Below are 12,578 nucleotides of genomic sequence, written 5' to 3'. Positions count from 1 at the left end.
AAAGGTCACCGGATCGACGCCGGTCGGAGCCACAGTCACGAAAACCCCCGGAAAACCGGGGGTTTTCTTTTTCTAACAGTCGGCCGCGCCGTAGAAACCCCACACTTTCGAATCAGGCCTTACAGCTGACCCGCACGACTCCGCCAACCCTCGCGCCCCCTCAACGTATTCATGCAGGCATCCTGAACCATGGACGGATTGGCACCGCCGAAGAATGCGGGCTAATGCCAAAATGAACCACCCTGGCCACCTTGCGCCGCGCCAATGACTACCGCCTGCGTGGGCGCGGACTGGGGCACCAAACGCAGGAAGCAGCTTGTGGGCAAGTGCCCCATGCACTAACATTTTCGAAGTAAACGCAAATAATTTTCGCTTATTGCAGATGAGGAGCCTGACATGTCCGCGAACGAGACGCTCGCTCCGTCGACCCATGTCGCCCGGGACGAGCAACAGCTCGGACACCTCTACGATGCGCTCACCGCCGAGGAGGCCCTGGCCCCTCGACCCCGGCACTACCTGGTCGGCGGCGCCGACCGCGACCCTGTCGAGCTCCCCGAAGAGGTCTACGAGGTGTTGCTGCACGTCGTCGACGCGATGCGTAAGGGCCTGTCGGTCACGGTCTCGCCGACCTCGCAGGTGCTGACCACTCAGCAGGCCGCCGATCTCCTGGGCATCAGTCGGCCCACGCTCATCAAGGCCCTCGACGAGAAACAGCTCCCATACACGCGCACGGGCACGCACCGCCGGATCGCTTTGACGCACGTGCTCGACTACCGCGAGAGACGTCGACAGGCACAGTACGCAGCCATCGACGCACTCTCGGTCGACGTCGACGAGACCAGCGACATCGACCAGACTCTGGCCGACCTGCGCCGTGCCCGCAAGGAGGTCGCTGCCAAGCGCCGGGCGTCGAAGGCTGACTGAAATAGACTGGCGTCATGTTTTCCGCCGTTCTCGACACCAGTGTGCTTTGGCCCAGCCGGCAGCGCGACTTCCTGCTGTCGCTGGCGGCTGAGAGAACTTACTCCCCCAAGTGGAACACCGCGATATTGGACGAGCTCGTCTTCCATGAGACCGAGAAACTCGCCGAGCGCGGCACTCCTATCGAGGAGGCGGAACACTCTGCTGAGCGCCTGATCGGTCAGATGTCGATTGCCTTCGACGACGCTCTGGTCACCGACTGGGAGCCGCTCGAGGGCACCTATGGGTTGCCGGACCCCGATGACGAGCATGTGCTGGCCGCTGCCATCATGTGCGGTGCCGAGGTGATCGTCACCGAGAACCTCAAGGACTTCCCCGCCTCGAAGCTGCCAGCACCAGTTCGAGCGATGCCGGCGCGGGACTTCGTCTATGACACTGTCCGCGCGCATCTGACGCAGTCGTGCCGGGCGGTGGTCGCGATGTGCGACCGTAGCGGACGACACGGCCCGAAGCTCACCGTGGCCGATCTTCTGGCGATCTTCAACGAGCGCTACAAGATGACCGAGGCTGTGGAGCTGTTGTCCGCAGCGCCTGGGCTGCGAGAAGCCCTCAGCTGATCTGGCGGGCAGTACGGGCATTCTCACGCAAACGGGCGCTGCGGGATCAGCAGACCCTGAACCTCCAAGCCAACCGCGCGGCCTCAGCCCCTCCTGGGCCCCTGCCACCACGGACGGATCCGTCACGATCCGGCGCAGCACTTCGGTGAGGTGGTCGATACCGGCGAGCAGATCCTCGTCCTTGGTGAACTCGTTGAGATTGTGCGAGATCCCCTCAACGCTCGGAACAAACAGCATCACTGTCGACACGAGGTCCTTCATATTCGTCGAGTCGCGCGCGGTGTCCTGACTCATATGTGGTCTCCGTTCTGCTGTGCGGCGTACTCGTCGGTTCCCGAGGCGCGGTTCGCGTCCGGCATCTCGTCGGCGGAAATACATTCACCCGCCGGACTCAAAATCGAAAGGTCACCGGATCGACGCCGGTCGGAGCCACAACCACAAGAGGCCCTGCACCCCGCCTGGGGAGCAGGGCCTCTTCACGTTCCCCTGCCCGGTTCTCTCCCCAGCCAAGATGAGATTCCGCAGCAAACAGGGGCGGCACCTCGTACTCGAACCTGGACCACTGCCGCGGTACGAGCACATCACATCGAGACCGTACCGAAATCCGAATTGAGTGCGAGTTTCACTGTGACACGTTAAACTTCCTGAGAGAACTCTGTGTTGCCAATCACTGCTCTGACTCCTGTTGCAGTTCGCAAAGACGCGGCAAACCTGAGCCGGAAGGAACCCAATGTCTGAATTCACTCCGTGGACTCTCCTCATAGATGCGGGAATGATCGGAGCCCTCCTCGCCGTCGGCGTGCTCTTGCGCGCAATTATGAAGTCACTCCAATCACTCCTCATTCCAGCGTCGTTCATTGCCGGCTTCCTCGGCTTGGCGCTGGGACCCAACGGGTTCGGCCTGCTGCCGTTCTCCGAAGAACTGGGCACCTACGCCTCTGTGCTGATCGTCGTCGTCTTTGCGTGTCTGGCCATGTCCGATGACTTCGACTTCCGCAAGATCAAAGGCCCCATCGTGAGCTTCTCGGCATACGGAGTGCTCATCTACACCGCCCAGGTTGCGGTCGGCATTCTTGCCGTTGTTCTGCTTCTGGGTCCGCTTTTCGGCGCTGACCTGACAATCGGCACTCTGCTGTTCGCCGGCTGGGCCGGCGGTTTCGGCACTGCGGCCGCCCTCGGCGATGTGTACGCGAACGCCGGGCACGAAGAGCTCCGCTCCTTGGCCTTCACCTCGGCAACCGTCGGCCTGCTCGCGGGCATCATCGGCGGCATCATCCAAGCGAAGATCGGTGCGATGCGCGGTCACGTCAAGGAATTCGCAGGCATGGAGTCCATTCCGGAAGACATGCGCACCGGTGTGCTGACCGGCGAAGACCGCCGCGCGCCCATTGGCCAGCACCGCTTCTCCGGTTCGAGCATCGAGTCCCTGGGCTTCCAGGTGGGCATCATCCTCGCAATTGCAGGTGCTGCCTACGCCATAACGACCCTGCTGGGCAACTGGTTCCCCGCTGTCAGTTTCCCCACCTTCACGGTTGCCTTCCTGGTGGGCCTGCTCGTGCGCGGTCTGTTCAAGGCAAGCCGCGCCACCAAGTTCGTCGACCGTGACACACTCAGCTCGATTTCCGGTTCCGCCACCGACATTCTCGTGGTCTGCGGTATTGCCTCCATTCAGCTGCAGGCTGTCGCCGACAACCTCCTGGTGATGTCGATTCTGTTCGTCGTCGGCCTGTTGTTCTGCCTGGGTCTGGGTCTGCTCGTAGCTCCCCGCACCCTGCAGGACGGCTGGTTCGAAAAGCAGATCTTCACGTGGGGTTGGGGCACCGGTGCCGTCAACACGGCAATCGCTCTGCTGCGCATTGTCGACCCCAAGCTGAAATCTGGAACGCTGGAAGACTTCGCAATTGCCTACATTCCAGTGGTGCCGGCCGAAATCACGGCTGTGACGTTCGTTCCCGCACTTGCCATGGCGGGCCTGGCCTGGCCGATTCTCGGCATTTGGGGCGGTATTGCCGTTGCGGCCGCCGTCGTCTTGGTGATAGTCACCGTGCGCAACCGCTCAGCAACACCAGCCGCCGCATAGCTGAGCTCACTGCCGTATAACCGCTGGAACGCGCCCGTCACCGATAGTGACGGGCGCGTTCTATTAGAACGGCTGCCGAGGTGCGGCTTTCGCGTGCCTCTCCCCTATCCCATGACGAGGCGGAGGACAGCTGCTCGTGCTTCTTCGGCTGTTCCTGCAACTGCGGTGCGAAACTGCGCTCCGACGCTGATCAGCGCAGCTGTTGCGGCTTCTGGGTCGTCGCCCAGGTTGAGCACCGCTTTAGCGTCCCCGCACTGTTCGGCCGCTTCAGCGGTTTCAACGAGAACTGCCTCGACAGCCGTGCCCTGCGGGGTGCCCACCGCGAAGATGCGCGGGCGGGCAGCATCCACCTCGAGATTCGCAATGATCTCCCACACCCGACCGGCAAGCTGCCCGACAGCGTCACCGGGCTCGCCGGGTTCACCGAACCGTTCGTCGATCTGCACCCACACGGTCCCATCGGCGGCCAACAGCCGCAGAACTTCGGAATAAGCGGAAGCCAATACATCCACCCACTCCTGCCCGGCAGCATCATCGGCAATCCCCGGAGCAAAAGCCCGGATAACAGAGGCCGGACCGGCGAGCACCGGGCGGACGTCGATGCCTTCTTCATCGTGAGCTTCGGCCCGCAGATCAAACAGCCGCCCCGGACGCACGGGCCCGGCAGCCGGTGCGGCAGAACCAGCCAACCCCGCGGGCGCCTCAAGATCAAGTTCAGCCCGCAGGCTTACGTGGGAACTCGAACCGCCCACGAGCCCCAGCACAATCGCGGTCGAGACCAGCACCGAACCGTGGGCAAAGTCAGCTGGAATCGCGTGCGGTTCATACAGTCCGTCATCCGCCAGCTGGCGGTAGGCCGACAGCCGAGCTGCACGCATGTCGGATTCGTATTCTGCTTCGTCGATGTCGCCGGCGAGAAGTTTCGCCACCCGCGCATCCCGAATGTCGGCAAGGAGCTCCCGCGGAACAGACAGTGTCGTTGCGGCGGGAAAAGCGCGAGCGAAATCCACTTACATCCAGCCCTTTTTCTTGAACACCACGTACAGAACCACGGCCAAGGCGACCATTGCCCCGATCGCCATGGGATAGCCCAGCGGCCAGCTCAGCTCCGGCATGTTCGTGAAGTTCATGCCGTAGATCGCGCCGATGAGTGTGGGGGCAAAGAGAATAGCCGCCCATCCGGAGATCTTCTTCATGTCGTCGTTCTGGCGCTGCGAAACAAGAGTCGAGTTGACCTGCAGGATCTGGTTCAGCGCATCCCGCAGCTCGGAAATGTCCGGGATGACGGTCGCCAGATTGTCAGACACGTCCTCCAGATACGTCTGGAGCTCTTCGTCTTTTCCATAGCCGTGGCGCGTGATGCCGATGAGCAGCCGACGGATCACGCCCATCATCGACGACGACGCCTGCTGCAGCTCAATGACCTCGCGCGACAAGCGGTAAATGCGCTCGGCAACCGCCGGGTCACCGGAGAACACCTGACGTTCAATCTGCTCTTTGTCCAGTTCGAGACCTCGCAGGACCCGGGGGTAGTCGTCCACGAGCGAATCCAGCAGTGCGTGAATGACGGCCTCCGGACCGTGCTCCAACAGGCTGTCCTGTTCGGACCAGCGCTCAATGAACCGGGCCGAACGGCTGTGCCACGCTTCCGCGGCTGCCTGGTTCTGACACAGGATTGCCACCTGATTGCCGCGCATGAGCACGTGGATTTCACCGATGTCGATGTCTTCTTTTGAGTCACGGTAGACAACCGAGTTGACCACGACGAACAGAACATCGCCGTAGCGTTCGACCTTGGCCCGCTGTTCTTTGGCCTCAAGGTCTTCCACCAGCAGAGGGTGCAGGTCCCACACGTCCTCGAGTTCGCTCAGCTGCGCCGGGGTGGGACGGTCCACGGCGAAGGTGACCACGCGGTCTTCGTGTTTGTGCGCGAGCGTGTCGATTGCCGTGATCTCGTGCTCCATGTCGATCGAGCGCAGACCGAACTTGTCGAATGACACTCCCCGGATGTTGTGCCGCACGGGCGTGGGCGCAGCCGGCTTTTCACGGCCGCGCCCCGCAACGCGGGGAAACAGAAGCCGGCGGCCGGGGCTGGAGTTGTGAGCAGGAACCATGCCCTTATCTTCCCATGTTCCGCCTGTCCCCGGGTTCAGCTCACGCGCTGCCGCCGCCTGGAGCTGGTCTGAAGCATTCGGCCGCCGAGGCGGAGCGTGCCTCTGTGCGCAGGCTTCAGATCACGTACCAGTCGTAGGTTCCTGGTCCCGTCCGCTTGGCCTTCACCGGCACCGGCGGTTCAGCACGTCTGCTGACTGTCTGCCCCGCGGGGACATCGAGTCCTGGGATGAACACCCCACCCGCTCCGAACGCCTTCTGGATCTTGATGTGGAAGCCGGCCATCCAGTCCTCCGGCGGTGTGAACACCACTGTCCTGCCTCCGTCGCGGACAGCAATCTCAAGACCCGCCTTCATTCGCGACCCTGGTTCGTCGGTGAACGGCGAATGCTCCATCCGCAGACGAGCGCCGATGACTTCACCGTCCAGGTCGAAGCCGCGCGCCGAACCTGCGGGTTTGGTTCCCTTGCGCAGCCCGATGACGCTGCGCATCATCAGCGCAATGACCACAATGAAGATGAGAGCGCCGATCCAGAGGATCGGAAACTCGCCCAGCAGCCACAGAAACCCTGGAGCTTCGGCAGCTGACAGCTGTACAGAGTTGTCCATCTCTCATCCTTCCTTCACACCACTGCAACGATAGAAACAGCTGCAGTGCCAATCAAGAGTGCTGGGCCGAACGGAAGCGACGTCTTCAGTCCCTGACGCTTGACTGCCATATAGCCCACCGCCATGACCAGGCCGATGACGCTCGAGACGAAAAAGGCAGCGAGCAGTGCCCACCTCAGCTTGAGCGCGAGAACAGGCCTAGCTTCTCCCAGGCCTCCGTGTACAGGTTGAACGCTGCGACCGCGCTGTCGTAGTCATCCGAATCAAGCGCGTCCACCCACGAATCGACGTAGTCCTGCGCCTGCACGGGATCGAGCACACCAGTCATGCCGCCCAGGTCGAGTTCAAGAACCGCATTCGGATCAAAGGTCTCCAGCCACGTGCCGAACTGTGCCGCAGATTCGACAACGGCCCGCAGCCTGGACTTCTCGCGGATGACAGCCAGAGCCCAGTCCACGCGTGCCGAAGCAGCCACAATGTCCGTCCTGATGAAGGTGCGCTGGGAGCCGTCTTCCGCCTCGTCAGTTCTGATCCGGTCAGCATCAAGATCGAAGGCGAGCCACCACACAGGAGAAACCTCCCAGGCGGCGGTGCGGGTGAACACCCGCTCATCAGGGTCGTCTTGCATCCACTCAACCCGTTTGGCGGCAGCGCGCCTGCGCGCCGACTTCGGCACGAGCATGTCGAGCTCGTCGCGCGACACGTTCTCCGCCAAAGCCTCCACAGCGTGCCACGAGCGAATATCGTCCTGCACGGGACAGATCCGAGTGATCCCATCACCCCACTCTTCTGCCGTGAGGAAAATCGGGGTGCCCCGGTAGGAGTCTGCAACCGGGTCGGGAGGGAAGCTGATCAGCCGCGCATCAGCATCGGCGGCAACAAGCTCCTCGATCATGGAGCGGTTGTCCGACACCGGGTAGTCACCGAGTTCCGGATGCGCGTCAAGCGGTTCGAAAACCCGCAGACAAACCTGATACCTGCGCTCATAAGCCATACCGTCTACCCTAGCCGCACACGAGTCCCACGATCGTCTTATGGGCCGTCTCAAATGGCAAAGTGCATAGGGGTCCGATAGAATGACGCCGAACTGAAGCACGCAAACTCAAACCGGGGCCTATCTTGGGTGCCCTGGATCGACGAAGAGGGGGTCGACGCCTGTGGGTCGCGGCCGCGCTAAGGCAAAGCAGATCAAGGTAGCCCGGAAACTCAAGTACTACAGCCCCGAAACAGACCTTTCCGCTCTTCAGCGGGAGCTTTCCGGCAAATCAGGATCGGACGACTACGACCAGTACGACGACGATCCTGACTACTCCGAATACGCAGAGAAGTACGCAGACTACGATTCCGACGACGACTGACGGACTCTGAGTCTGCACAGACAGAGGGGGCAACCAGCTTGGCCTGGCTGCCCCCTCTGTCTGTTCTTGCTGGCCTGTTTCGGCTGCTGCCGAGGTGCCGCCCGGGTCAGGCGGCACCGGTCCGGGCCGTATCAGTCCAGGAGGATGGCCGCACCACCGTCAACGCCCTTGGCGCCGGTGACGTAATAGCTGTCAGATGAGTGCTCACCGTTGTCTTCGGCGACTTCACCCAGAACCCACGAACCGCTGAAGGAGCCCAGGACGTCGTCCACGCGGTCCGCGTCGACGACGAGCACCATTCCCACACCCATGTTCCAGGTGCGCTCACGGTCAGCCTGCGGCACACCGCCCAGGTCGCCCAGCACATTGAACACCGGGGGAACTTCCCACGTGCCGCGGCGCATGATGCCGATCGAACCGGTCGGCAGGACGCGGGCCATGTTCGCGGACAGACCGCCGCCGGTCACGTGCGACATGGCGTGCACGGCACCGGGCTGGTTGTCCAGCAGTTCGAGCAGCTGACCGGTGTAGACGCGGGTGGGCACCAGGAGTTCTTCGCCGAGGGTGCGGCCGAATTCGTCAACGCGCGAATGCAGGTCCCAGCCGGCGTCTTCGATGATGCGGCGCACGAGCGAGTATCCGTTGGAGTGCAGGCCGGAAGCGGGAAGGCCGATGAGGACATCGCCCGTCTGCACTTTCTGCGCGCCAAGCATGTCGGCGGCGTCAACGACTCCTGTTGCAGCACCGGCCACATCGTATTCGTCTTCACCCAGCAGACCCGGGTGTTCGGCGGTTTCGCCGCCGACTAGGGCAACGTCCGCTTCGCGGCACGCTTCGGCAATGCCGCGGACGATGTCGGCGATCCGTTCGGGAACGAGTTTGCCGCAGGCAATGTAATCGGTCATGAAAAGCGGCTTAGCACCGCCGACGATGATGTCGTCGACCACCATGCCCACGAGGTCCCAGCCGATCGTGTCGTGGATGTTCATCTGCTGGGCAATCGCGACCTTGGTGCCCACACCGTCAGTTGACGAGGCCAGCAGCGGACGTTCGTAGTCCTTGAGGAAAGAAGCGTCGAACATGCCGGCAAAGCCGCCGACGCCTCCGACGACGTTCGCGTTGTGGGTTGCCGACACGGCCGACTTCATGAGTTCGACCGCGCGGTCGCCGGCCTCGACGTCAACACCGGCAGAAGCGTAGGTGGTTTCGGGCCGTTCGGTCAGACGGTGGCCGTCTTCGTCCGCCCGGCCTGCGGAGGCAGCCGGTCCGTGCAGAGGGCCAGTCGCGGAGTTGGGCGGAGTCATGTCAGCTGTCCTTTGTTCCAGATGTTCCAGAGAGTTCTTTGTCAGAAAGATCGGCTTCCGGCGGCACCGGAATCTTGTAGTCACCGGAGAAGCAGGCCGTGCACAGCTGACTGCTGTTCTGCTCGGTTGCCTCGATCATGCCGTCCAGGCTGATGTAGCCGAGCGAATCTGCTCCGAGGGAGCGGCAGATTTCGTCCGTGTCGAGTCCGTTGGCAATGAGTTCGGCACGCGTGGCGAAGTCGATGCCGAAAAAGCACGGCCATTTGACCGGCGGTGCGGAGATGCGCACGTGGATTTCCTTGGCACCCGCTTCGCGGAGCATGCGGATGAGTGCACGCTGCGTGTTGCCGCGGACAATCGAGTCGTCTACGACCACCAGGCGCTTGCCCTCGATGTTCTCCTTCACCGGGTTGAGTTTGAGGCGAATGCCCAGCTGGCGGATGGTCTGGGAGGGCTGAATGAACGTGCGGCCGACGTAGGCGTTCTTCATGAGCCCCTGGCCGAACGGAATTCCGGACTCTTCCGCATAGCCGACCGCGGCTGGCGTACCGGAATCCGGCGTGGCGATCACGAGGTCGGCGTCAACTGCGTGCTCACGGGCCAGGCGGCGGCCCATTTCGACGCGCGAACTGTGCACTGTCTTGCCGTTGATGACGCTGTCGGGGCGAGCCAGGTAGACATACTCGAAGACACAGCGAGCGGCTTTTTCTTCGGCAAAGCGGTGGCTGCGCAGGCCGTCTTCGTCGATTGCGATGAGTTCACCGGGCTGGATTTCGCGGACGAACGAAGCACCCACAATGTCGAGCGCAGCGGTTTCGGATGCCACAACCCAGCCGCGGTCGATTTTGCCCAGTGCCAGCGGACGCACACCGTGACGGTCGCGCGCGGCGTACAGGGTGTTTTCGTCCATGAAGACGAGGCTGAAAGCGCCCTTGATCTGCGGCAGGAGGCCCAGCGCTGCATCCGTCAGGTTGTCGGCGTCAGAGGATGCGAGCAGTTCGGTGATGAGCGATGTGTCCGACGACGAATCACGGTGTGCGCGCGTGCGACGGCGCTTCTGCTTGTGGGCCGCGACGACTTCGCGGTGCTTGTCCAGCCGTTCGTCGGCGAGCGCCTGGAGTTCTTCGAAGTTGGTGAGGTTGCCGTTGTGGCACAGCGCGACGGATCCGTAGCCCGTGGGTCCCAGGGTGGGTTGGGCGTTTTCCCAGGCGTGCGCGCCGGTTGTTGAGTAGCGGGTGTGGCCAATGGCCATGTGCCCCGGAAGGGTTTCGAGGTCGTTTTCGTCAAACACCTGGGAGACGAGTCCCATGTCGCGAAAAACGAGGATCTGCTCGCCGTTCGAGGCGGCGATGCCGGCTGATTGTGTCCCTCGGTGCTGCAGGGCGTAGAGGCCGAAGTAGCTGAGCTTTGCCACTTCTTCGCCGGGCGCCCACACGCCGAAGACACCGCATTCGTCTTGGCCTTTGTCGGCGGGGTCAACAACAGCTGTCAGGAGTCCATCTGCACGTGCCACGTTCGCTATTGTTCCACACGCCGAGCCGGGCTCAGGCTTCGCCGTCTTCGCGGGCCTGTTCGGCTTCCGTTTTGGTCTTCTGCTCTTCCGGGCTGAGTTCGAGCGAGGAGCCGCCGGCTTTGTCTGCTTCTTCTGCTGCTTCGGCTTCTGCCGGGCTGGCTTCCGCCGAGTCGGCCTCTTCCCCACGCTGCTCTTCGTAGTGGCCGGTGACCTCAACGGTGCGAGCCTTGCGGCGCAGAACCGCGTCCATGACGAGTGCGACACCAGCACCGAGAACGGCTCCGGTGATGGCCAGCAGGACAAGGCCCATGCCGACGACGGCACCGCGGCTGTATTCCTGGCTCAGATCTCCCATGTTGAGGGGAAGGAAGGCCAGCACTCCGGCGATGATGACTCCGACGAGCGCGCCGACGGCGGCAAAGGCACCGTACTTCGGGGCGCGGCGGACCGAAACGAGGGCGGATTTCTTCATCGGGTTCTCTCCAGACGGCTGAGCTTCAGCGGTTTGCTGATCGGCAGACGATTCTAGAGCACGCCGCGAAGCGGCAGGTGCTCGCTCAGGTCAGAGCGGGTGCCGGAGGCGTCCACCCGGCCGGCCTCCACCTCGTCAGCAAAGTCGACCTGACCGGTGACCAACAGGAGCCAGGTCTCGGGCTGGACCTCGACGACGTTCGGGGGTGTTCCGCGGGAGTGCTTGGGGCCTTCGATGGCCTGGGCTGCGGCAAACGGAGGGATGCGGATTTCGACCGCACCACCGGGGTGGCGTTCCGCGAATTCCTCGACGGTGTAGCGCACGGCGGTGGCCAGGGTGCCCCTGTCGACGTCACCGCTTTGGTGTTTGCGCCACTCCTGCCAGACTTCGAGTGCTTGGCGGCCCTCTGCGGGGTCGATGCGACGGCGGATGCTCATGATGCTCCTCAGTGCTGTTCGGCTGTGTCTGCCTGGGACATGGTCTGGTTGTCTGACGAGGTGCCGGCCGGGTTGTCGGGGCGGGCTGCGGTCAGTGCCGACTCGGCTGCGAGCAGACCGGCACCGGGCAGGACCTCGCCAGCGTCGAGTGCCCGGCCGTGTTCGTCAGCCCCACCGGTGACGCGCGGGGCGATGTCGGACAGGACGCCCAGCGCTGCTTCCATGTTGACGGCACCGGCGGCTGCGAGCAGGCGCAGGGCGACGAGTGAGGCTGGGCGGGATGAACCGTCGAGCACTTTCACCGCGGCAGCCCAGCCGTCCGGTGTGGCCATGACGGACACTCCTTCGGCGCCCTTTTTGGCAAGGATGCCCAGCCGTTCGATGACGACCGAGTTTTCACGCCCGTGACCTTCAATAGCCCACGGGCTGGCCAGGACAGCCGACATGAGCTGCTGGGCGCTTTCGGTTTTTCCGGAGGCCGCTGCGGCGATTCCGCGGGCCAGCCCGGGAAGGCTCAGCGCGTATACGGGAGCGCCGCAGCCGTCGATTCCGGCCGCCGCGGGAACTTCGCCGCAGAACTCTTCAACTGTCTTCCGGACCTGTTTCTGCACGAGCGAATCGGGGCGCAGGTAGTCTTCCGGCCGTCCCCCGGCAATCTTCTGCGCCATGAGGAAGGCGGCGTGTTTGCCGGAGCAGTTGAAGAACAGGCGCGATTCGGCCATGCCGCTCATGCGCATGGCCGCACGGTTATCAGCGTCAGCCGGTGCGCAGGAAGGGCACTGGAGGTCGTCTTCGCTGAGGTTGACCGAGGACAGCATGTTCTTCACGACCGACACGTGTTCGGCTTCTGCCCGGTGGCTGGCACTTGCCACAACGGCGGCGTCGCCGGACAGCGGCACGCCGAGCTCCATGCACGCAATTGCCTGGAGCGGTTTGAGGCACGACCGAACGAATACGGGCTCTTCCGGTGCGCCGATCGAGGCGACGACGGCACCACTGGGGTCCACAATGACCGCCGAGCCGATGTGCCGCGATTCGACGAAGTCGGAACGGGATACGACGGCAAGCTCTTCGGCACTGTCTGCGGTGAAGGTCTGCATGCGCTCCACCCTAAGCGCAGGCCAGCGCGAGGTCACGTCTGAGTTCGTGTGGCGC

At 63.2% G+C, this 12,578-nt stretch carries 13 protein-coding genes, 1 tRNA gene and 1 pseudogene (1 of these 15 cut by a window edge); 5 read left to right on the top strand and 10 right to left on the bottom strand.

Annotated elements, in window-relative coordinates:
* The 3 genes from HMPREF3172_RS10490 to HMPREF3172_RS02225 form a co-directional block, all read left to right on the top strand.
* Nucleotides 1-32: transfer RNA gene (locus tag HMPREF3172_RS10490), tRNA-Phe, on the top strand; it begins 88 nt to the left of the window's first position.
* 364 nt (nt 33-396) lie between these two features.
* On the top strand, nt 397-924 hold the full coding sequence (locus HMPREF3172_RS02230; RefSeq protein ID WP_070515078.1) for a helix-turn-helix domain-containing protein: 528 nt from the start codon (nt 397-399) through the stop codon (nt 922-924).
* 14 nt (nt 925-938) lie between these two features.
* Complete coding sequence (locus HMPREF3172_RS02225) at nt 939-1,538, top strand: PIN domain-containing protein (protein ID WP_070515077.1); 600 nt, start codon at nt 939-941, stop codon at nt 1,536-1,538.
* A gap of 126 nt (nt 1,539-1,664) precedes the next feature.
* Here the strand turns inward: HMPREF3172_RS02225 and HMPREF3172_RS10630 are convergent.
* A pseudogene (locus HMPREF3172_RS10630) lies at nt 1,665-1,811 on the bottom strand (Zn-dependent hydrolase); the annotation flags it as partial.
* 457 nt (nt 1,812-2,268) lie between these two features.
* Between HMPREF3172_RS10630 and HMPREF3172_RS02220 the strand changes: the two are divergent.
* Nucleotides 2,269-3,618, top strand: coding sequence for a sodium/glutamate symporter (locus HMPREF3172_RS02220; protein ID WP_070515075.1), 1,350 nt, complete (start codon nt 2,269-2,271; stop codon nt 3,616-3,618).
* A 104-nt stretch (nt 3,619-3,722) separates the two neighbouring features.
* Here the strand turns inward: HMPREF3172_RS02220 and HMPREF3172_RS02215 are convergent, their stop codons facing one another.
* From HMPREF3172_RS02215 to HMPREF3172_RS02200, 4 genes are all read right to left on the bottom strand, one after another.
* Nucleotides 3,723-4,628, bottom strand: coding sequence for a uroporphyrinogen decarboxylase/cobalamine-independent methonine synthase family protein (locus HMPREF3172_RS02215; protein ID WP_070515074.1), 906 nt, complete (start codon nt 4,626-4,628; stop codon nt 3,723-3,725).
* The gene (locus tag HMPREF3172_RS02210) at nt 4,629-5,732 is read right to left on the bottom strand and encodes a magnesium and cobalt transport protein CorA (protein WP_070515073.1); all 1,104 of its coding nucleotides are present in this window, start codon (nt 5,730-5,732) and stop codon (nt 4,629-4,631) included.
* Between the two features lie 115 nt (nt 5,733-5,847).
* Nucleotides 5,848-6,339: a hypothetical protein gene (locus HMPREF3172_RS02205; protein WP_061941612.1), complete on the bottom strand. Its 492-nt coding sequence runs from the start codon at nt 6,337-6,339 to the stop codon at nt 5,848-5,850.
* Nucleotides 6,340-6,514: 175 nt separating this feature from the next.
* On the bottom strand, nt 6,515-7,333 hold the full coding sequence (locus HMPREF3172_RS02200; RefSeq protein WP_070427881.1) for a DUF8083 family protein: 819 nt from the start codon (nt 7,331-7,333) through the stop codon (nt 6,515-6,517).
* A 163-nt stretch (nt 7,334-7,496) separates the two neighbouring features.
* Here HMPREF3172_RS02200 and HMPREF3172_RS02195 point away from each other — a divergent pair, with 163 nt between their 5' ends.
* Nucleotides 7,497-7,697 (top strand): DUF3073 domain-containing protein, encoded by a 201-nt coding sequence (locus tag HMPREF3172_RS02195; RefSeq protein ID WP_019175876.1) that lies wholly within the window; start codon nt 7,497-7,499, stop codon nt 7,695-7,697.
* A 131-nt stretch (nt 7,698-7,828) separates the two neighbouring features.
* Here HMPREF3172_RS02195 and purM read toward each other — a convergent pair whose 3' ends face one another.
* The 5 genes from purM to HMPREF3172_RS02170 are packed head-to-tail and all read right to left on the bottom strand — an operon-like array spanning nt 7,829 to nt 12,523.
* Complete coding sequence (gene purM, locus HMPREF3172_RS02190; RefSeq protein WP_256173113.1) at nt 7,829-9,001, bottom strand: phosphoribosylformylglycinamidine cyclo-ligase; 1,173 nt, start codon at nt 8,999-9,001, stop codon at nt 7,829-7,831.
* A gap of 1 nt (nt 9,002) precedes the next feature.
* Nucleotides 9,003-10,514 carry an amidophosphoribosyltransferase gene (gene purF, locus HMPREF3172_RS02185; protein WP_070515071.1) on the bottom strand — a complete coding sequence of 504 codons (1,512 nt, stop codon included), beginning with the start codon at nt 10,512-10,514 and terminating at the stop codon, nt 9,003-9,005.
* A gap of 31 nt (nt 10,515-10,545) precedes the next feature.
* The gene (locus HMPREF3172_RS10485) at nt 10,546-10,986 is read right to left on the bottom strand and encodes a hypothetical protein (RefSeq protein WP_070515069.1); all 441 of its coding nucleotides are present in this window, start codon (nt 10,984-10,986) and stop codon (nt 10,546-10,548) included.
* 53 nt (nt 10,987-11,039) lie between these two features.
* Complete coding sequence (locus tag HMPREF3172_RS02175; protein WP_062022740.1) at nt 11,040-11,423, bottom strand: sterol carrier family protein; 384 nt, start codon at nt 11,421-11,423, stop codon at nt 11,040-11,042.
* Nucleotides 11,424-11,431: 8 nt separating this feature from the next.
* Nucleotides 11,432-12,523, bottom strand: coding sequence for an asparaginase (locus tag HMPREF3172_RS02170; RefSeq protein WP_070515067.1), 1,092 nt, complete (start codon nt 12,521-12,523; stop codon nt 11,432-11,434).
* Between the last annotated feature and the right edge of the window lie 55 nt (nt 12,524-12,578).

It is taken from the genome of Brevibacterium sp. HMSC08F02 (assembly GCF_001807555.1).
Taxonomy (GTDB): Bacteria; Actinomycetota; Actinomycetes; order Actinomycetales; family Brevibacteriaceae; genus Brevibacterium; species Brevibacterium ravenspurgense.
Note: the sequence above shows the minus strand (reverse complement) of the source record. Positions and strands in the feature narration are given on the sequence as shown.

Coding starts and splice junctions, on each gene's coding strand:
- HMPREF3172_RS02230 (WP_070515078.1), top strand. CDS start 397: ATGTCCGCGAACGAGACGCTCGCTCCGTCGACCCATGTCGCCCGGGAC.
- HMPREF3172_RS02225 (WP_070515077.1), top strand. CDS start 939: ATGTTTTCCGCCGTTCTCGACACCAGTGTGCTTTGGCCCAGCCGGCAG.
- HMPREF3172_RS02220 (WP_070515075.1), top strand. CDS start 2,269: ATGTCTGAATTCACTCCGTGGACTCTCCTCATAGATGCGGGAATGATC.
- HMPREF3172_RS02210 (WP_070515073.1), bottom strand. CDS start 5,732: ATGGTTCCTGCTCACAACTCCAGCCCCGGCCGCCGGCTTCTGTTTCCC.
- HMPREF3172_RS02205 (WP_061941612.1), bottom strand. CDS start 6,339: ATGGACAACTCTGTACAGCTGTCAGCTGCCGAAGCTCCAGGGTTTCTG.
- HMPREF3172_RS02200 (WP_070427881.1), bottom strand. CDS start 7,333: ATGGCTTATGAGCGCAGGTATCAGGTTTGTCTGCGGGTTTTCGAACCG.
- purM (WP_256173113.1), bottom strand. CDS start 9,001: ATGACTCCGCCCAACTCCGCGACTGGCCCTCTGCACGGACCGGCTGCC.
- HMPREF3172_RS10485 (WP_070515069.1), bottom strand. CDS start 10,986: ATGAAGAAATCCGCCCTCGTTTCGGTCCGCCGCGCCCCGAAGTACGGT.
- HMPREF3172_RS02175 (WP_062022740.1), bottom strand. CDS start 11,423: ATGAGCATCCGCCGTCGCATCGACCCCGCAGAGGGCCGCCAAGCACTC.
- HMPREF3172_RS02170 (WP_070515067.1), bottom strand. CDS start 12,523: ATGCAGACCTTCACCGCAGACAGTGCCGAAGAGCTTGCCGTCGTATCC.